20 protein-coding genes are annotated in these 16,917 nt (G+C 64.1%); 17 read left to right on the top strand and 3 right to left on the bottom strand.

Going from position 1 to position 16,917, the window contains the following annotated elements; all coding sequences use genetic code 11:
* Positions 1-143: 143 nt before the first annotated feature.
* Both FJ419_RS05865 and FJ419_RS05860 read left to right on the top strand, forming a co-directional pair.
* Complete coding sequence (locus FJ419_RS05865; protein WP_181170626.1) at positions 144-551, top strand: RidA family protein; 408 nt, start codon at positions 144-146, stop codon at positions 549-551.
* A 118-nt stretch (positions 552-669) separates the two neighbouring features.
* Positions 670-1,893 (top strand): amidohydrolase/deacetylase family metallohydrolase, encoded by a 1,224-nt coding sequence (locus tag FJ419_RS05860; protein WP_140688381.1) that lies wholly within the window; start codon positions 670-672, stop codon positions 1,891-1,893.
* 191 nt (positions 1,894-2,084) lie between these two features.
* On the opposite strand, the gene FJ419_RS05855 is transcribed toward FJ419_RS05860, so the two are convergent.
* Entirely contained in the window at positions 2,085-3,875 is a 1,791-nt protein-coding gene (locus tag FJ419_RS05855; RefSeq protein WP_140688376.1) for an NAD(P)/FAD-dependent oxidoreductase, read from the bottom strand.
* A gap of 387 nt (positions 3,876-4,262) precedes the next feature.
* Between FJ419_RS05855 and kdpF the strand changes: the two genes are divergently transcribed.
* Genes kdpF through FJ419_RS05820 form a run of 7 tightly spaced genes read left to right on the top strand, consistent with a single transcriptional unit; the run spans position 4,263 to position 12,452 of the window.
* A complete protein-coding gene (kdpF, locus tag FJ419_RS05850; RefSeq protein WP_140688371.1) occupies positions 4,263-4,352 on the top strand; it encodes a K(+)-transporting ATPase subunit F in 90 nt (29 codons plus the stop codon).
* A 21-nt stretch (positions 4,353-4,373) separates the two neighbouring features.
* Complete coding sequence (gene kdpA, locus FJ419_RS05845) at positions 4,374-6,077, top strand: potassium-transporting ATPase subunit KdpA (RefSeq protein ID WP_140688366.1); 1,704 nt, start codon at positions 4,374-4,376, stop codon at positions 6,075-6,077.
* The gene (locus tag FJ419_RS05840) at positions 6,061-6,315 is read left to right on the top strand and encodes a hypothetical protein (protein WP_246679129.1); all 255 of its coding nucleotides are present in this window, start codon (positions 6,061-6,063) and stop codon (positions 6,313-6,315) included. The genes kdpA and FJ419_RS05840 overlap by 17 nt, the downstream gene beginning before the upstream one ends.
* On the top strand, positions 6,312-8,408 hold the full coding sequence (kdpB, locus tag FJ419_RS05835) for a potassium-transporting ATPase subunit KdpB (RefSeq protein WP_140688359.1): 2,097 nt from the start codon (positions 6,312-6,314) through the stop codon (positions 8,406-8,408). Before FJ419_RS05840 ends, kdpB begins: the two co-directional genes overlap by 4 nt.
* Before the next feature lie 12 nt (positions 8,409-8,420).
* Positions 8,421-8,984: a potassium-transporting ATPase subunit KdpC gene (gene kdpC / locus FJ419_RS05830; protein ID WP_140688357.1), complete on the top strand. Its 564-nt coding sequence runs from the start codon at positions 8,421-8,423 to the stop codon at positions 8,982-8,984.
* A 55-nt stretch (positions 8,985-9,039) separates the two neighbouring features.
* Positions 9,040-11,763, top strand: coding sequence for a sensor histidine kinase KdpD (locus FJ419_RS05825; protein ID WP_140688355.1), 2,724 nt, complete (start codon positions 9,040-9,042; stop codon positions 11,761-11,763).
* Positions 11,760-12,452: a response regulator transcription factor gene (locus FJ419_RS05820; RefSeq protein WP_140688353.1), complete on the top strand. Its 693-nt coding sequence runs from the start codon at positions 11,760-11,762 to the stop codon at positions 12,450-12,452. The genes FJ419_RS05825 and FJ419_RS05820 overlap by 4 nt, the downstream gene beginning before the upstream one ends.
* A gap of 285 nt (positions 12,453-12,737) precedes the next feature.
* Here FJ419_RS05820 and FJ419_RS05815 read toward each other — a convergent pair whose 3' ends face one another.
* Together FJ419_RS05815 and FJ419_RS30710 are read right to left on the bottom strand one after the other, a co-directional pair.
* Positions 12,738-13,337 carry an invasion associated locus B family protein gene (locus FJ419_RS05815; RefSeq protein ID WP_140688351.1) on the bottom strand — a complete coding sequence of 200 codons (600 nt, stop codon included), beginning with the start codon at positions 13,335-13,337 and terminating at the stop codon, positions 12,738-12,740.
* A 31-nt stretch (positions 13,338-13,368) separates the two neighbouring features.
* Entirely contained in the window at positions 13,369-13,524 is a 156-nt protein-coding gene (locus FJ419_RS30710) for a hypothetical protein (protein WP_181170625.1), read from the bottom strand.
* Here FJ419_RS30710 and FJ419_RS05810 point away from each other — a divergent pair.
* The 8 genes from FJ419_RS05810 (at position 13,511) to FJ419_RS05775 (ending at position 16,858) form a co-directional block, all read left to right on the top strand.
* Positions 13,511-13,690: a hypothetical protein gene (locus tag FJ419_RS05810; RefSeq protein WP_140688349.1), complete on the top strand. Its 180-nt coding sequence runs from the start codon at positions 13,511-13,513 to the stop codon at positions 13,688-13,690. The two genes, FJ419_RS30710 and FJ419_RS05810, sit on opposite strands and share 14 nt — an antisense overlap.
* A gap of 109 nt (positions 13,691-13,799) precedes the next feature.
* Complete coding sequence (locus FJ419_RS05805) at positions 13,800-14,090, top strand: hypothetical protein (protein WP_246679128.1); 291 nt, start codon at positions 13,800-13,802, stop codon at positions 14,088-14,090.
* A 246-nt stretch (positions 14,091-14,336) separates the two neighbouring features.
* Complete coding sequence (locus tag FJ419_RS05800; RefSeq protein ID WP_140688345.1) at positions 14,337-14,804, top strand: NUDIX hydrolase; 468 nt, start codon at positions 14,337-14,339, stop codon at positions 14,802-14,804.
* A gap of 142 nt (positions 14,805-14,946) precedes the next feature.
* A complete protein-coding gene (locus tag FJ419_RS05795) occupies positions 14,947-15,270 on the top strand; it encodes a metalloregulator ArsR/SmtB family transcription factor (RefSeq protein ID WP_140636921.1) in 324 nt (107 codons plus the stop codon).
* The gene (locus FJ419_RS05790) at positions 15,267-15,671 is read left to right on the top strand and encodes an SRPBCC domain-containing protein (protein WP_095769285.1); all 405 of its coding nucleotides are present in this window, start codon (positions 15,267-15,269) and stop codon (positions 15,669-15,671) included. Before FJ419_RS05795 ends, FJ419_RS05790 begins: the two co-directional genes overlap by 4 nt.
* Before the next feature lie 78 nt (positions 15,672-15,749).
* Complete coding sequence (locus FJ419_RS05785) at positions 15,750-16,142, top strand: VOC family protein (RefSeq protein WP_140546258.1); 393 nt, start codon at positions 15,750-15,752, stop codon at positions 16,140-16,142.
* 39 nt (positions 16,143-16,181) lie between these two features.
* Positions 16,182-16,415, top strand: a complete 234-nt coding sequence (locus FJ419_RS05780; protein ID WP_140688339.1) for a hypothetical protein — start codon at positions 16,182-16,184, stop codon at positions 16,413-16,415.
* Complete coding sequence (locus FJ419_RS05775) at positions 16,415-16,858, top strand: DUF1801 domain-containing protein (RefSeq protein WP_181170624.1); 444 nt, start codon at positions 16,415-16,417, stop codon at positions 16,856-16,858. The genes FJ419_RS05780 and FJ419_RS05775 overlap by 1 nt, the downstream gene beginning before the upstream one ends.
* Positions 16,859-16,917: the final 59 nt, after the last annotated feature.

Here is a 16,917-nt window from a genome sequence, read left to right as displayed (position 1 = left end):
ATCTCCCTCATATGCGCGGCCGATTTCAAGCTGCGTCGAGCGCAAGATGCTCAGGCTTCTGTAATAAAGCAACATGGATTTCGAAAGAATGTTGCTTTCCGACATTGGCTCTAGGAGGATCGTGCCGACAGGCGTAGACGGCTATGCAACCCCGGTTCCCGTCAGTCGATAGAAGGAGGCTCCCCTTGTCCAAGCAGTGCTTTGGGAAATCCCACGTTCCGCTCTCGCCCGCCGTCCGCGCCGGCGATTTCGTCTATATCTCCGGCCAGGTGCCGGTGGGCAGCGACGGGCTCGTCGTCAAGGGCGGCATCGCCGAGCAGGCCGAGCAGGTGCTGCAGAACGTCAAGGCGGCCCTGGCGCTCGCCGGCTGCACCATGGACGATGTGGTGAAGACCACCGTCTGGCTGGAGGACGCGCGCGATTTCGGCACATTCAACACCGTTTATGCAAAACATTTCCCGAAGGATCCGCCAGCGCGCACCACGGTCGAATCGCGCCTGATGATCGACATCAAGATCGAAGTCGAAGCCGTCGCCTATCGGCCGGTCTGATCGCCCGGTCGGATCGCTTGAAGCAATTCCAGGAAAAGTGCTTAGCGGTTATGTTCGGCGACTTCGCCGTAGCCTTCCGTCCGGAATTGCGTGAAACGAACAAACAGCGAGGGCACCGATGCAGTTCGATCTCCTGATCAAGGGCGGGCGCCTCATCGATCCCGCATCGGGCCTGGACGCGCCACGCGATGTTGCCATTGCCGATGGCCGCGTCGCCGCGATCGACGCCGCCATCAATGCCGAGGCGGCGGGTGAAGTCGTCGACGCCAGGGATTGCATCGTCACGCCCGGCCTCATCGACCTTCACAGCCACGTCTACTGGGGCGGCACCTCGCTCGGCGTCGATGCCGACCGGCTCGCCGCCAAGAGCGGTACCACCACCTTCATCGACGCTGGCAGCGCCGGCGCCGGCAATTTCCTGGGCTTCCGCCGCCATGTCATCGAGCGCTCGAAGGTCCGGATTCTCGCTTACGTCAACATCTCTTTTGCCGGCATTTTCGGCTTCGCCAAGACCGTATCCGTCGGCGAATGCGGCGACCTCAGGCTTTGCGAGCCGCGTGAGACGGTTGCCGCGGTGCGCGAGCATGCCGATGTCGTCGTCGGCGTCAAGGTCCGTTCCGGCAAGCATGCCGGCGGCTCGAGCGGCATCGCGCCTGTCGACCTCGCGCTCGAAGCCGCCGACAAGGCCGGCCTGCCGCTGATGGCGCATATCGACGAGCCGCCGCCCGGCCGCTCGGAAGTGCTGCCCAGGCTGCGCCGCGGCGACATTCTCACCCATTGCTTCCGGCCGTTTCCCAACGCGCCGGTCTTCGCCTCCGGAGCGGTGCGGCCGGACATGCGGCTGGCACGCGAGCGCGGCGTCATCTTCGACATCGGCCACGGCATGGGTTCCTTCGACTTCGAGGTGGCGAAGGCGATGCTTGCCGAGGGCCTCGCGCCCGATGTCATCTCCAGCGACGTGCATCTCTACTGCGTCGACGGTCCGGCCTTCGACATCCTGGTCTGCATGTCGAAGCTCATGGCGCTCGGCATGCCGCTGGTCGAGGTGCTGCGCGCGGCGACGCAGCGGCCGGCGGAGGCGATCGCAAGGCCGGAACTCGGTACACTGAAGGTCGGCGGCACCGGCGACGTCGCCGTGCTGAAGCTCCAACCCGGCCGCTTCACCTTCGTCGACGCCGTCGGCGCGTCATTGATCGCGGATCAGCGGCTGGTCTCCAACGGCATCGTCATCGGCGGCAAATGGTGGCCGAACGAAGCGCCCGACCACAATGAGACGGAGCGCTTCGAGGCCCATGCGCCCCATACGCATGTCGATGTGGCGGCGATGCATTTTGGAAGGTGATTGGCCAATCTCCCCCCTTGTGGGGGAGATGCCCGGCAGGGCAGAGGGGGGCGCGAAGGAACGGCAACTTTGTTGACTTGCGACCGACCGGGAGCCGGCTGGCGGCGAGTAGCATCGATTGAGACGCCGGCGGGACAGCGCCCCCCTCTGGCCTGCCGGCCATCTCCCCCACAAGGGGGGAGATTGAAGCTTCACCGCCGCGAATTACTCGGCTCGCCGTAAACCGGCGTCGCTATCCCTTCCATGCGTGCCTTGAGCTGCAGCGCAACGAACTTCGAATAGAACCTCGACAGCGCCAGATTGCCGCCGTGGAACCACAGCGCTTCCTGCGCCGTCGGCTTCCACATGTTGCGCAATTCGCCCTGCCACGGACCCGGGTCGCCCTTCACGCCGGAGCCCAGGCCCCAGCACGGGCCGACCTTGTCGGCGACCTCGCGCGAGACGATGCCCGCAACCGTCTCGTTCATCGACTGGTAGCCAGTGCAGCAGACGATTGCGTCGACGGCGAGCTCGCTGTCGTCCTCGAACAGGATGCCGTCCGTCGTCAGCGACTTGATGCCGACGCCGCTCTTCACCTTGATCTCGCCGTTCAGGATCAGCTCGCAGGCGCCGACATCGATATAGTAGCCGGAGCCTGTCCGATAGGCCTTCATCAACAGCCCTGTCTCGTCCTCGCCGAAGTCGATGGCGAAGCCGCTGTCGCTGAGGCGCTGGTAGAAATCCGCGTCGCGCGCCCGGATCACATCATAGAGCGCGCGCTGGCCCTTCGGCACCAGCGCGAAGGGCGTGGAGGCGACGATCATGTCGGCCTTGTCGGTGGTGATGCCGCGCGCCAGCGCCTTCTCCGAGAATATCTCGAAGCCGACATCCATCAGCGTGTCGGACTTCACCACCGTCGTCGGCGAGCGCTGCACCATGGTGACCTTGGCGCCGGCTTCCCACAGATCGACGCTGACATCGTAGCCTGAGCTTGCAGCACCTATCACCGCGAGGCGCTTGCCGCGGAATTTCTCGCCGGTCGAATACTGGCTGGAATGCAAAAGCTCGCCCTTGAAGCTATCCGCGCCGGGCAATTCGATCCGCCGCGGCGGCCCGTATGCGCCGGTGGCGAAGACGATGTGCTTCGGCTTCAGCGTGACGCGCTGGCCGACCCGGTCGACCACCACGGTCCAGATCTTTTCGGCCTCGTCATAGGCGGCGCTGACGCATTTGGTGGCGACCCAATAGTTCAGCTCCATGACGCGGGTATACATCTCCAGCCAGTCGCCCATCTTGTCCTTGGGCGTGAAGACCGGCCAGTTTTCCGGGAACGGAATGTAGGGCAGATGATCGTACCAGACGGGATCGTGCAGCACGAGCGAGCGGTAGCGGTTGCGCCAGGAATCGCCGGCGCGCGCATTTTTCTCGATGATGACGGTAGGCACGCCGAGCTGGCGCAGCCGGGCGGCAAGCATGATGCCACCCTGCCCGCCGCCGATCACCAGGCAATAGGGCTGCTCATGCACGCCGAGATCGCGCGCCTCGCGCGCTCGTGCTTCCGCCCAGGTCTCGCGCTTCGGGTCGGCGTTGTGGCGGATGCCGAGTGGCCGCGCCGGCCCCTTCCGTTCCTCGAATCCCTTGAGCTCGCTCATCGCCGTGAACAGCGTGCGGCAGCGGCCGTCCTTGAGCCGCAGGATCCCCTCGCCGCGTGCCACCGCCGTCTCGAATGTGAACCAGGCTTCGACGGTGCCGTCGTCGACCCTGGGCTCCGCGGACATCCGCCAGTGCGATGGCTGCGCCGATGGCAGCGTGGCCTTCAACATGTCGCGGATCGCCGCCTGTCCTTCCATGGTCTTGATGTTCCAGGTGAAGGTCAAGAGATCGCGCCAGTAGCAATCCTGCGCGAAGAGGTTCGTCGCCGCCTCGATATCGCCGGCCTCGAGCGCCCGGCCGAATGAGCCGAGCCAGGTTGCCGCCTGTTGCGATGGTGCGATGTCGAGCATTTTTCTCCGTTCCCTTTTTGCACGGTTACAGGCGGATTTTCGCGGCCAGACCGAGCTCCGGCAACGCATAGCGCGCTCCCGCACCCAAAGCGCGCCCAGTCAAAATCCTTATAGAATTCCTATATCTTTCCCACCTGCTCCGTCTCGAACCTTTATGGCGATCGGGTCCATATTTTCCTTCGAAAAGCGCTGCGAACCGCCGTCGCCGACAAGGCGACGTGGGTCCGCGTATAGTTTTGAGCCCGCCACTGCGAGCCGGAAGCGCAAGGTGGAAAACAAGGAATGCCTGCCATGGACCTCATAGTTCTCGGGATCGGGATTTTATTCTTCGCCTTGTCCTCAGCCTACGTCAAAGCCTGCGACAGAATCTGAGCAAGGGACCGTACCATGCTTTTCGACTACATCCTCGGCGGCGCGGTGACCTTGTTCCTGCTTGCCTATCTTACCTATGCGCTCATCCACCCAGAGCGCTTCTGACCGGCACGCGGAGAGCCCATCATGACTATAAATGGCTGGATACAGATCCTCGTCTATTGCGGGATCTTGGCTTTGCTCGTGAAGCCGCTCGGCTTCTATATGCACCGCGTCTTCAGCGGCGACCGCACCTTGCTGTCGCCGCTGCTCGTGCCGATCGAGCGCGGGCTCTATCGCCTCGCCGGAACGAGCGAAAAGGAAGAACAGCATTGGGCCGCCTACGCGACCGGCATGCTGCTCTTCAACCTCGCTGGCTTCATCGTCCTTTATGCGCTGCAGCGGCTGCAGGGCGCCCTGCCCTACAATCCTGCCGGGATGACCGCGGTCGATCCTGAGCTTGCCTTCAACACCGCCGCCAGCTTCATCACCAACACCAATTGGCAGAACTACGGCGGCGAAAGCACGATGTCCTACCTCGTGCAGATGGCCGGCCTCACCGTTCAGAATTTCGTCTCGGCCGCCACCGGCATTGCCATCGCCATTGCCTTGATCCGCGGCTTCGCCCGCGCGTCCGGCAGGTCGATCGGCAATTTCTGGGTCGACCTCACCCGCTGCACGCTCTACGTGCTCCTGCCGATCTGTATCGTGCTGACGCTTGCCTATGTCTGGCTGGGCGTGCCGCAAACGCTCGGCGCCTATGTCGACGCCACCACGCTGGAAGGCGCCAAGCAGACGATCGCGCTCGGCCCAGTGGCCTCGCAACTCGCCATCAAGATGCTCGGCACCAATGGCGGCGGCTTCTTCAATGCCAACTCGGCGCATCCGTTCGAGAACCCGGGCGCGATCTCCAACCTGATCCAGATGCTGTCGATCTTCGCGCTCGGCGCCGGTCTCACCAACGTCTTCGGCCGCATGGTCGGCAGTGAGCGCCAAGGCTGGGCGATCCTTACCTCGATGGGCGTGCTGTTCCTCGTTGGCGTCGCCGTCTGCTACTGGGCGGAAGCCGCCGGCAACCCGGTCGTCCATGCGCTCGGCATCGACGGCGGCAACATGGAAGGCAAGGAGACGCGCTTCGGCATCGCCTTGTCGGCTCTTTTCGCGGTGATCACCACGGCCGCCTCCTGCGGCGCCGTCAACGCCATGCATGACAGCTTCACCGCGCTCGGCGGCATGATCCCGCTGATCAACATGCAGCTCGGTGAAGTCATTGTCGGCGGTGTCGGCGCCGGCTTCTACGGCATCCTGATGTTCGTCGTCCTCGCCGTCTTCGTCGCCGGCCTGATGGTCGGCCGCACGCCCGAATATCTCGGCAAGAAGATCGAGGCCAAGGAGGTCAAGATGGCGATGCTGGCAATCCTGTGTCTGCCGCTGGCGATGCTGATCTTCACGGCCATCGCCGTGGTCCTGCCGAGCGCCGTGGCCTCGATGGCCAATGGCGGCCCGCATGGCTTCACCGAGGTGCTTTATGCCTATACCTCGGCGGCCGCGAACAACGGCTCGGCCTTCGGCGGCCTCACCGGCAACACGCCCTGGTACAACGTCACCATCGGCATCGGCATTCTGATGGGCCGCTTCCTGGTCATCATCCCGGCTCTGGCCATCGCCGGCTCGCTGGCCGCCAAGAAGACCGTGCCCGCCTCCGCCGGCACCTTCCCGACCGACGGCACGCTGTTCGTGGGCCTCCTGGTGGGTGTTATCGTCATCGTCGGCGGCCTCACCTTCTTCCCGTCGCTCGCCGTCGGTCCGATCGTCGAGCATCTGGCGATGATTCATGGACAGACCTTCTGAGGTGACCATGCCCCGCTTCAATGACATACGACGCAGCGACCGCCCCCCGACCGGTGACGGAGCGCCCGACGACGGAAGGGACGAGAAGCCTCGACCTTTCCCGACGCTTTCAACCTTTCTCGGCATGGCGGCCGCGCTGTTCGTGTTGTGGCTGCTGGCCACCGGCCTGCCGCACCTGTTCCCGAAGACCGAACACCCGGCGCCGTCCAACATAACTGATACCGGAACCCAAAAATGAGCCAGTCCAAATCCGCTGTTATCGTGGATGCGCGCGTTCTGGTGCCAGCCCTCGGCGGCGCCTTCCGCAAGCTTAATCCGCGCACGCTGGCCAGGAACCCGGTGATGTTTGTCGTCGCGGTCGTCTCAGCTCTCACCACCGTGCTTTTCATCCGCGACCTGATTGCCGGCGTTGGCGATCTCGGTTTCACCTTGCAGATCATCATCTGGCTCTGGTTCACCGTACTGTTCGCCAATTTCGCCGAGGCCGTCGCCGAAGGCCGCGGCAAGGCGCAGGCCGACTCGCTGCGCAAGGCGCGCACCGAGACCCAGGCCAAGTTGCTCACCAACCGCGAGGACCGCTCGAAATTCAAGCTGATTCCCGGCACTAGCCTGAAGGTCGGCGATGTCGTGCTGGTCGAAGCCGGCGACATCATCCCTTCCGACGGTGAGGTGATCGAGGGCGTTGCCTCGGTCAACGAAGCGGCGATCACCGGCGAATCCGCGCCCGTCATCCGCGAATCCGGCGGCGACCGCTCCGCCGTCACCGGCGGCACGCAGGTACTTTCCGACTGGATCCGCGTGCGCATCTCCGCCGCGTCCGGCCACACTTTCCTCGACCGCATGATCTCGCTGGTCGAAGGAGCCGAGCGCCAGAAGACGCCGAACGAGATCGCGCTCAACATCCTGCTTGTCGGCATGACGCTGATCTTCGTGCTGGCGACCGCGACCATCCCGAGCTTCGCCTCCTATTCGGGCGGCTATATCCCGGTGACGATCCTCGTCGCGCTGTTCGTGACGCTGATCCCGACCACGATCGGCGCACTGCTGTCGGCGATCGGCATCGCCGGCATGGACCGCCTGGTGCGCTTCAACGTGCTTGCCATGTCCGGCCGCGCCGTCGAGGCCGCCGGCGACGTCGACACGCTGCTGCTCGACAAGACCGGCACCATCACGCTCGGCAACCGCCAGGCCACCGAGTTCCGCCCGGTCAAGGGCGTCACCGAGCAGGAGCTGGCCGACGCGGCCCAGCTTGCATCGCTGGCCGACGAGACTCCGGAAGGCCGCTCGATCGTCGTGCTGGCCAAGGAGAAATACGCCATCCGCGCCCGCGACATGGCAACCTTGCACGCGACCTTCGTGCCATTCACCGCGCAGACCCGCATGAGCGGCGTCGACATCGACGGCTCGTCCGTGCGCAAGGGCGCGGTCGATGCGGTGCTCAATCAGGTGAACCGGTCGACCGTCGCCACCCACGGCGCGCGCCCGACGACCGAAACGATCCGCGACCTGCAGGCGATCGCCGACGAGATCGCCAAGGCCGGCGGAACGCCGCTGGCGGTCGAGCGCGACGGCCGCCTGCTTGGCGTCGTCCACCTCAAGGACATCGTCAAGGGCGGCATACGCGAGCGTTTCGCCGAGCTGCGCAAGATGGGCATCCGCACGGTGATGATCACCGGCGACAATCCGCTTACCGCCGCGGCAATTGCCGCCGAAGCCGGCGTCGACGACTTCCTCGCCCAGGCGACGCCGGAGAACAAGCTGTCGCTGATCCGCGAGGAGCAGGCCAAGGGCAAGCTGGTCGCCATGTGCGGCGACGGCACCAACGACGCGCCCGCGCTCGCCCAGGCTGATGTCGGCGTCGCCATGAACACCGGCACCGTCGCCGCGCGCGAGGCCGGCAACATGGTCGACCTCGACAGCGATCCCACCAAGCTGATCGAGATCGTCGAGATCGGCAAGGCGCTGCTGATGACGCGCGGCTCGCTGACCACCTTCTCGATCGCCAACGACGTGGCCAAGTATTTCGCGATCATCCCGGCGATGTTCGCGGTCTTCTACGTCGCGCCCGGCCAGCCCAGCGGTCCGCTGCAGGCGCTCAACATCATGCATCTGGCGACGCCGCAGAGCGCCATCCTGTCGGCCATCATCTTCAACGCGCTGATCATCATCGCGCTGATACCGCTGTCGCTGAAGGGCGTGAAGTACCGAGCCATGGGCGCCGGTTCGCTGCTCACTCGCAACCTGCTCATCTACGGCCTCGGCGGCATCGTCGTGCCGTTCGTCGGCATCAAGACGATCGACCTGATCGTCACAGCCCTCGGCCTCGCATAAGGATTTGCCCCGATGTCCAAGCAACTCAGACCCGCTTTGGTCATGATCGTCTTCTTCACGGTGCTGACCGGCCTCATCTATCCGATCGGGATGACCGGCATCGCCCAGGCGCTGTTTCCGAACCAGGCCAATGGCAGCCTTGTCGAAAAAGACGGCAAGGTCATCGGCTCCAGCCTGATCGGCCAGGCTTTCGCCGTCGACCGCTATTTCCACGGCCGGCCGTCGGCAGCCGGTGAAGGCTACGACGCCGCCGCCTCCGGCGGCTCGAATCTCGGTCCGACCAATCCCAAGCTCATCGAGCGCGTCAAGGGCGACGCCGAGAGGCTCAAGGCCGAAAACCCGAATGCGCCGGTGCCGATGAACCTCGTCGCTACCTCGGGCAGCGGTCTCGATCCCGACATCAGCCCGGACGCCGCCTATTTCCAGGTGCCGCGCGTCGCCGAGGCCCGCGGCGTGGACGAGGCCAAGGTGAAGGCGCTCGTCGACAGCCATGTCGAGGAGCGCGAGCTCGGCGTCCTCGGCGAGCCGGTGGTCAACGTCCTGGCGCTGAACCTGGCGCTGGACGACCTGAAGTAACCCGCCCGCGCCCGGGGATCGACACGATCCCCGGCGCAATTCATGATTGGACCTGATGCCGGACGACAGGACCGACCCCAAGAACCGACCCTCCCCCGACGCGCTGCTGGAGCATGCCGAGCGCGAGGGCCGTGGCCGCCTGCGCATATTTCTCGGCGCCGCGCCCGGCGTCGGCAAGACCTATGAGATGTTGATGGCCGGCCGCGCCCGCCGCGCCGATGGGATCGACGTCGTGATCGGCATCGTCGAGACGCACGGCCGCAAGGAAACCCAGGCCTTGGTCGACGGCTTTGAGGTGATCCCGCGCCGCCTGGTCGACTATCGCGGCCAGACCCTGGACGAGATGGACATCGACGCTATCCTGAAGCGACGCCCTGCGCTGGTCCTGGTCGACGAGCTTGCCCACACCAACGCGTCCGGCAGCCGGCATCCCAAACGCTATCTCGACGTGCAGGAGATCCTGGCGCAAGGCATCGACGTCTACACCACGCTCAACATCCAGCATGTCGAAAGCCTGAACGACGTCGTCGCCCAGATCACGCGGGTCAGGGTGCGCGAGACTGTTCCCGATTCCATCATCGACAAGGCCGACGACATCGAGATCATCGACCTCACGCCCGACGACCTGATCAAGAGGCTGCAGGACGGCAAGGTCTATTTCCCCAACACCGCGCAGCGCGCGATCGAGAATTATTTTTCGCCGGGCAATCTGACGGCGCTGCGCGAGCTGGCGCTGCGCCGCACCGCCCAGCGCGTCGATGAGCAACTGCTCAACCATATGCAGTCGCACGCCATTCCGGGGCCGTGGGCGGCCGGCGAGCGGGTGCTCGTCTGCGTCGACTCGCAGCCTGGCGGAGCGGCCCGCATCCGCTACGCACGCAGGCTCGCCGACCGGCTGCGCGCGCCCTGGACGGCGCTGCATGTCGACACGCCGCGCCTCGCCGGCCTGTCCGAGGAGGACAAGGACCGCCTGGCCAGGAACCTGCGTCTTGCCGAGCAGCTCGGCGCGGAGATCACAACCATTCCCGGCCAGAACGTCGCGCAGGACATCGTTCGCCACGCGACGACGAACAACTTCACCCATATTGTCGTCGGCAGGCCGACCCGCTCGCGCTGGCGCGAGCTGATCGAGGGCTCGCTCACCTATGATCTGATCCGCAATGCCGGCGACATCAGCGTCCATGTCATTTCGGGCGCCGGGCGCGATGGCGACGCGCCGTCGGCGCGGGTGAAGGCCGCGCCCGAGCAGAAGCCTTTCCAGATCTGGCCCTATTTGTTCTCGACGGCCTATGTCGCCGGCGCGCTGGCCGCTAGCTCGATCCTCGACCAGTTCTTCGACGTGCGCAATCTCGCCAGCGTCCTGCTTCTGGCCGTGCTGACCTCGGCCGTGACGTTCGGGCTCTGGCCGGCGCTCTATGCCTGTTTCCTCAGCGCGCTTGCCTTCAATTTCTTCTTCCTCGAGCCGCGTTACACGCTGACGATCAGGGACCCGGAGAGCATCGTTGCCTTTACCGTTTTCCTCGTCGTCGCCGTGATCGCCAGCAATCTGACGGCACGCGTGCAGCGCCAGGCCGTCGCCGCCCGCTCGCGGGCGCGCGCCACCGGGGACATCTATTCCTTTTCCAGGAAGCTCGCCGGTGCCGGCACGCTCGACGACGTCTTATGGGCCACCGCCTTCCAGATCGCTTCGATGCTGAAGGTCCGCGTCGTGCTGCTTTTGCCGGAAAACGGCACCATCACCGTCAAGGCCGGCTATCCGCCGGACGACACCTTGGCCGAGGCCGATATCGCCGCCGCCCGCTGGGCCTGGGAGCACAATCGGCCGGCCGGCCGCGGCGCCGACACCTTGCCCGGCGCAAAACGTCTCTATCTCCCCTTGCGCACCGGACGGACGGCGATCGGCGTCGTCGGTCTCGATAATGACAAGCAGGGCCCGCTGCTGACGCCCGAGCAGCAACGTTTGCTCGACGCCTTGGCCGACCAGGCCGCCGTCGCCATCGAACGCGTCCAGCTCGTCGCCGATGTCGACCGCGCCAGGCTGGCCGCGGAAGCGGACCGGCTGCGCTCGGCGCTGCTCACCTCGATCTCGCATGACCTGAAGACGCCGCTTGCCGCGATCATGGGCGCGGCCGGCACGCTGAAGGAATTCGCGCCGGCGCTGCCGGAACAGGATCGCGCGGAGCTTCTGGCGACCGTCGTCAGCGAGTCCGAGCGGCTGAACCGCTTCATCGCCAATCTGCTCGACATGACCAGGATCGAGTCGGGCGCGATGGAACCGAATTATGCGCTCAATTATGTCGGCGATGTCGTCGGCTCAGCGTTGAACCGGGCGCAGAAGATCACCGCCGAGCACAAAATAGAGACCGACATCCCGGCCGACCTGCCGATGCTGCGGCTCGATCCGGTTCTGTTCGAGCAGGCATTGTTCAACCTGCTCGACAATGCCGCCAAATACGCCTTGCCGGGCTCGGCCATCCGGCTGCAGGCCTGGGTGGACAGCGGCGCCGTCATCCTGCAGGTGATGGACGAGGGGCCGGGCATCCCGCCGGACGATCTGGAGCGGATATTCGATACCTTCTACCGCGTGCGCAAGCGCGACCAGGTGCGCGCCGGCACGGGTCTCGGACTGTCGATCAGTCGCGGCTTCATCGAGGCGATGGGCGGCACGGTCGCGGCGGCCAACCGCACCGACCGTCCAGGCGCGATCTTCACCATCCGCATGCCGGTGCCGGCTGAGTTGCCGGCGCTCGGCGCACCCCTTACGGACGATGCGGCATGACAAATCAGACCGTCTCCATTTTGGTCGTCGACGACGAGCCGCCGATCCGAAAATTGCTGCGCGTCGGCCTCGGCAGCCAGGGCTATGCGGTCTCCGAGGCGCCGAATGCCATGGCGGCGATCGAACTCATGCAGGCGGAACGGCCCGACCTTATCCTGCTCGATCTCGGCCTGCCCGGCATGACCGGCCTCGAATTGCTCGGCAAATGGCGGGCCGACGGACTCGACGTTCCGGTCGTCATCCTCTCCAGCCGCACCGACGAGGCCGGTATCGTCGCAGCGCTCGAGCTCGGCGCCGACGACTATGTTACAAAACCCTTCGGCATGAACGAGCTGGTCGCGCGCATCCGCGTGGCGCTGCGCCACAAATTCCAGCAACAGGGCGAGAAGCCGGTGTTCCATACCGGCGACCTTTCGGTCGACCTTGTGAAGCGCATTGTCAAGGTCGAGGATAAGGAATTGAAACTGTCGCCCAAGGAATACGACATCCTGCGCATGCTCGTGCAATATGCCGGCAAGGTGCTGACCCATCAGTTCCTGATGAAGCAGATCTGGAACGACTCGACCGACGTGCAATATCTGAGGGTCTATGTGCGTCAGCTCCGACAGAAGATCGAGAAAACGCCGGACCAACCGCGCTACATCATCACCGAGACCGGCGTTGGCTACCGTCTGCGCGAGGTGGAGTAGCTGACAGACCGTGGTGGTTGGCCGAAGCATCTCAGGGTCGTCATCCACGGGCGGAGCGGGAGCGAAGCGGACGCGTAGACCCGAGGATCCATGCCGTTACGCCGGCCAAGGAGCGCTGCGGAGCAGAACCTGCACCGTTACAGCGCTTCGAGGTCACGGCATGGATCCTATGGTCTGCGCGCGTCGCTTCGCTCCTTGCTCCGCCATAGGATGACGATCGCGACGGGCGTTTGAGTGAAATCCCTGCATGCGCGCACGCTCACACACAGCAGCGATCCCCACGAGCTAGTCCGCCGACAGGTCCGCCGTCCGGGCGAGCGCACTGCCAAAACCGTTGAGCGAGATGGTGAAGGAGATCGGCTGCGCAGTGTCGGCCGCCGTGGCGTTGACCTTCAGCGTGGTGCCGTTTTGCAGCAACGGCGTGATATTGGCATCGAACGTCACCGGTACCAGGCAACCTACCGCCTGGCAGGTGTTGAACTGCAACGTGCCATCCAGCTTCTTGTCGTCGATTTCGAACGAGATCCCATTGGCCAAGGCAAGCCCGAAGGGCAGCGCCAGCGTGCCGGCGGCGTCCTGACCGGTCTTGGTCGTCAATTCGATCGCCAGCAGCCGCTGGCCGCTCTGCTTGTTGAACTGCTGATGCGACAGGCTGCAGACCTTGTTGGTGCCGGTGACCTGGCAGTTGACCGTCCAGTCGCCATGCGTCTCCGACAGCGCCGAGGCGCCGCCCGGCAGCTGCGGCTTGGCCGCTGCGTCGCCCGACTGAGCGGCCGCGGGCGCCACCTTGTCGGCCTTATTCTGCGCGGCAACTCCCGCTGCCGGCACACCGGCAATGCAGGCGGCTGCCAGCATCGCCGCGAGATACGCGTATTTCGTCCTCATGAGATCCCTTCTTAGCCGCCGCCCGCGTCAGCTAGAAGCTGACCTTCAGAGACGCGCTGACCGCATTCTGCTTGACCGTTTGCCCAAAGGCGCCGTTGTACCTGACAGCCAACCCGACGCCGTTGACGTCATCGAGCTCCAGCCCGGCGCCGACCCGATAGAGGGGCGAATCGATGGCTTCCGTCAAGTGCAATGCCGGATTGCCGGGCAGATTCTCGGCGGCGGCGAAACGCCCCTCGATTTCCCACTGCTTGGTGGAGAACTCGACGCCGGCCTTTCCGCAGATGCGGGAACTGGCGACGGCGCTGACCGGGATGTCGACCCCGATCTCCAGCGCCGGCGTCGCGGCATAGCCAATCGCGCGGCCTCGGTGAGCCGCATCACGTTTCGCAACTTGCCCATAGCGTTATTGGCCATCCGCTCTATATGAAACGCATGGTTTTTCGTATGGGAGCCTTGCGGATGCTTCGTCCGGCTGTTCTGGCAGGCGCCGTGCTGGCGGCCTCGGTTTGTCTGATTGCGCCGTCTTATGCGCAGATCGTCATCCCGACGAATCGCAACGCGTTGGTGCAGCAGAATGAGCTGCAGCAGTTGCAGAACCGCTTGCAGCGGCAGCAATACCAGCAGCAGCAGCAAATCTATCGCGAGCTCGACCGGCCGGCCCCGCCCAGGCGCCAACCCGATGTGCCGGTATACGGCAACACATGTCGGATGGAATCGGTCGGCAACATTATTTCCAGGGTTTGCCGCTGACATATTGTTCTTTTCAGTTTATTAGCCGACTTACTTACTGGCAAAATGCCGGATTGCAAGGGCGGTGGTTCTAGAGCAATTCCAGGAAAAGTGTGACACGGTTTTCCGTCGGGAATTGCGTCAAAAAGAGATAGAGCGGGTCGCCGTTTCCGTGAAACGGTGAAACGCTCTAGGGTTTGCAGGAGAACAGGTTTTTGCCTACGCGGATAGCGTATGGCAGGGATGCTGCTCTGACCGGAATTTGGGATGGCAACAACCAAGAAAAAAGCAGTCCGCAGAGCCAGGAAAGGCCAACGGATCCGCCAGGTGGCGGCCATTCCGTATCGGGTGCGAGAAGACGGCAATCTCGAAGTGTTGCTGGTCACCTCACGCACCACGCGGCGCTTCATCGTGCCTAAGGGCTGGCCGATGAAGGGCAAGAGCGGGCGCAGGGCGGCAACGATCGAAGCCCGCGAGGAAGCCGGCGTGCTCGGCAGGACGCTGAAGCAGCCTGCCGGCACCTATTCCTATTGGAAACGCATGCCCGACGGCTTCATTCGCGTCGACGTTGTGGTCTATCTGCTCGAGGTTGCCGAGGAGCTTGTTGATTGGCAGGAAGCCGCGAACCGCCAGCGCGCATGGCTTCCGGCGGTCGACGCCGCCCTGCTCATTGACGAACCGGACCTTTCCACGCTGCTGAGGGATTTGACCGTTCCGTCAGCAAACGCAGCATAAGCAACCATCTATTCAGTAGCGTCCGGCCGTACTGGCGTGCCGGCCCACGGCCGCGGCTTCGGATGCGCGTCCTCATTCGCTGCTTGACTCATGCATATCCCAATAGTTATACGTCAATCAATAGCCAACGGGTTATCGGTTAATGACGACCGCGCATGACATGCTGTTCAGGACGCTCGCCGATCCGACGCGACGCGCCATCTTCGAACGCCTCTGCCGCCAGGGCGAGCAGACGGTCGGAGCCCTGACCGCCCAGGCCGGGGTGTCGCAGCCGGCGGTGTCGAAGCATCTGGGCGTCCTCAAGGAGGCGGGACTGGTGCGCGACCGCCATGAGGGCCGCCAGACCCATTACAGCGCCCAGCTCAAGGCGCTCGCGCCGTTGATGGACTGGACGCGCCACATGGCGGGGTTTTGGGAAAGCCGCTTCGACGATCTGGAAGACCTGCTCAAAAGGATGGATCAATGAATGAGGCCGCAACGCGCTCCGTCATCGTCGAGCGCGAGATACCTTTTCCGCCGGAGAAGATCTGGCGCGCGCTCACCCAACCGCATCTCATCGAGGAGTGGCTGATGAAGAACAGCTTCAAGCCGGTCGTGGACCATCGCTTCAATATGAGCGCCGAATGGGGCGGCGTCGATTGCCAGGTGCGGACGGTCGAGCCCAACCGGACCCTGTCCTACAGCTGGGACACCAAGGATCTCGAGAGCGTGGTCACCTGGACGCTCACCCCGACGGGCAAGGGCACGCATTTGCGGATGGAGCAGGTCGGCTTCCGCACCGACCAGGAGCCGTATTACCGCGGCGCCACGGTGGGCTGGAAGCGCAACTTCACGGCCCTGGAGCAGTTGCTTTCGCGGATCGATTGACGTCCGCCGAAGCCTCAAAACACAGACACGGTCCCGGCGGGGCGGCAACCCGCGAGCGTAAGCAATGGAGGCACGAAAATGAAGATCAAGCTGACCAGCATCTATGTCGACGACCAGGAAAAGGCTCTTGGCTTCTATACCGAAATTCTGGGCTTCACCAAGAAAGCCGACTTCACCAATGGCCCGTTTCGCTGGCTGACTGTCGTCTCGCCTGACGATCCGGACGGCACCGAACTGCAGCTGGCCCTCAACGACAATCCGGCGGCAAAAACTTATCAGCAGGCCATCTTCAAGCAAGGCCAGCCGGCGCTGATGCTGTTCACCGACGACATCAAGAGCGATCATGAGCGCATCAAGGCCAATGGCGGCAGTTTTGCCATGGCGCCGACCGCGGTGACCGGCGCGACCATCGCGCAGCTCAACGACACCTGCGGCAACCTCATTCAGCTTTCGCAGCTGGCGCGCTGGTAGAGAGCTCGATCCGTATCGTCATTTGCAAGGGAGGTTATATTGAACTGGAGCAAGTGGATCAGGCAGCTTCACCGCTGGCTTTCGATCATCTTCACCGTCACCGTCATCGCCAATTTCGCCGCCATGGCCATGGGCCCACCGCCGGCCTGGATCGTCTATTCGCCGTTGATTCCGCTTTTCCTGCTGCTGTTCAGCGGCCTCTATATGTTCGTGCTGCCCTATGCCGCCGGATGGCGCGCGGGGCCGGCGGGCGAGCGCACGGGATCGGCCTGATGGCAAAAACGAGATCGAAGGCTGCCAAGTCCGCGGACGCGAAACCTGTCCTGCTTTCAGGCGGCAACCCACAGATCGCCAAGGGCTACGGCGATGCTCCGGTGCAGGCCTATATCGCGGCGATGCCGGGCTGGAAGAGCGAGGTCGGGCGCCGGCTCGACCAGCTCATCATGCAGGCCGTCCCTGGCGTGCAAAAGGCCGTCAAATGGAACTCTCCCTTCTACGGCATGGAAGGCGAAGGCTGGTTCCTCGGCATCCATTGCTTCGCCAAATACATCAAGGTGGCGTTCTTCCGCGGCCTGTCGCTGAAGCCCGTGCCGCCTGTCGAATCCAAGAGCAAGGACACACGCTATTTCCACATCCACGAGAACGAGCCGATCGACGAGGAGCAATTCGTTTCTTGGGTGAAGCAGGCGAGCCAGCTGCCCGGCGAACGGATGTAAGCGCACGAAAAATCAAGCGCCGTCTCCCCCGAAAGGGCCAAGGTGGCGATCTCTATCCA

The sequence above is a fragment of the Mesorhizobium sp. B2-6-2 genome (genome assembly GCF_006440615.1).
Classification (GTDB): Bacteria; Pseudomonadota; Alphaproteobacteria; order Rhizobiales; family Rhizobiaceae; genus Mesorhizobium.
The sequence above is the reverse complement of the archived record's forward strand: the minus strand, read 5'-3'. Positions and strand labels throughout refer to the sequence as shown.

What these genes read in the sequence shown, in the direction of transcription:
- FJ419_RS05855 (WP_140688376.1), bottom strand. Translation starts at nt 3,875, where the DNA reads ATGCTCGACATCGCACCATCGCAACAGGCGGCAACCTGGCTCGGCTCA.
- kdpB (WP_140688359.1), top strand. Translation starts at nt 6,312, where the DNA reads ATGAGCCAGTCCAAATCCGCTGTTATCGTGGATGCGCGCGTTCTGGTG.
- FJ419_RS05820 (WP_140688353.1), top strand. Translation starts at nt 11,760, where the DNA reads ATGACAAATCAGACCGTCTCCATTTTGGTCGTCGACGACGAGCCGCCG.
- FJ419_RS05865 (WP_181170626.1), top strand. Translation starts at nt 144, where the DNA reads ATGCAACCCCGGTTCCCGTCAGTCGATAGAAGGAGGCTCCCCTTGTCC.
- FJ419_RS05805 (WP_246679128.1), top strand. Translation starts at nt 13,800, where the DNA reads ATGCTTCGTCCGGCTGTTCTGGCAGGCGCCGTGCTGGCGGCCTCGGTT.
- FJ419_RS05790 (WP_095769285.1), top strand. Translation starts at nt 15,267, where the DNA reads ATGAATGAGGCCGCAACGCGCTCCGTCATCGTCGAGCGCGAGATACCT.
- FJ419_RS05840 (WP_246679129.1), top strand. Translation starts at nt 6,061, where the DNA reads ATGGACAGACCTTCTGAGGTGACCATGCCCCGCTTCAATGACATACGA.
- FJ419_RS05860 (WP_140688381.1), top strand. Translation starts at nt 670, where the DNA reads ATGCAGTTCGATCTCCTGATCAAGGGCGGGCGCCTCATCGATCCCGCA.
- FJ419_RS05800 (WP_140688345.1), top strand. Translation starts at nt 14,337, where the DNA reads ATGGCAACAACCAAGAAAAAAGCAGTCCGCAGAGCCAGGAAAGGCCAA.
- FJ419_RS05775 (WP_181170624.1), top strand. Translation starts at nt 16,415, where the DNA reads ATGGCAAAAACGAGATCGAAGGCTGCCAAGTCCGCGGACGCGAAACCT.
- kdpC (WP_140688357.1), top strand. Translation starts at nt 8,421, where the DNA reads ATGTCCAAGCAACTCAGACCCGCTTTGGTCATGATCGTCTTCTTCACG.
- FJ419_RS05825 (WP_140688355.1), top strand. Translation starts at nt 9,040, where the DNA reads ATGCCGGACGACAGGACCGACCCCAAGAACCGACCCTCCCCCGACGCG.
- kdpF (WP_140688371.1), top strand. Translation starts at nt 4,263, where the DNA reads ATGCTTTTCGACTACATCCTCGGCGGCGCGGTGACCTTGTTCCTGCTT.
- FJ419_RS05810 (WP_140688349.1), top strand. Translation starts at nt 13,511, where the DNA reads ATGGCTTCCGTCAAGTGCAATGCCGGATTGCCGGGCAGATTCTCGGCG.
- FJ419_RS05795 (WP_140636921.1), top strand. Translation starts at nt 14,947, where the DNA reads ATGACGACCGCGCATGACATGCTGTTCAGGACGCTCGCCGATCCGACG.
- kdpA (WP_140688366.1), top strand. Translation starts at nt 4,374, where the DNA reads ATGACTATAAATGGCTGGATACAGATCCTCGTCTATTGCGGGATCTTG.
- FJ419_RS05815 (WP_140688351.1), bottom strand. Translation starts at nt 13,337, where the DNA reads ATGAGGACGAAATACGCGTATCTCGCGGCGATGCTGGCAGCCGCCTGC.
- FJ419_RS05785 (WP_140546258.1), top strand. Translation starts at nt 15,750, where the DNA reads ATGAAGATCAAGCTGACCAGCATCTATGTCGACGACCAGGAAAAGGCT.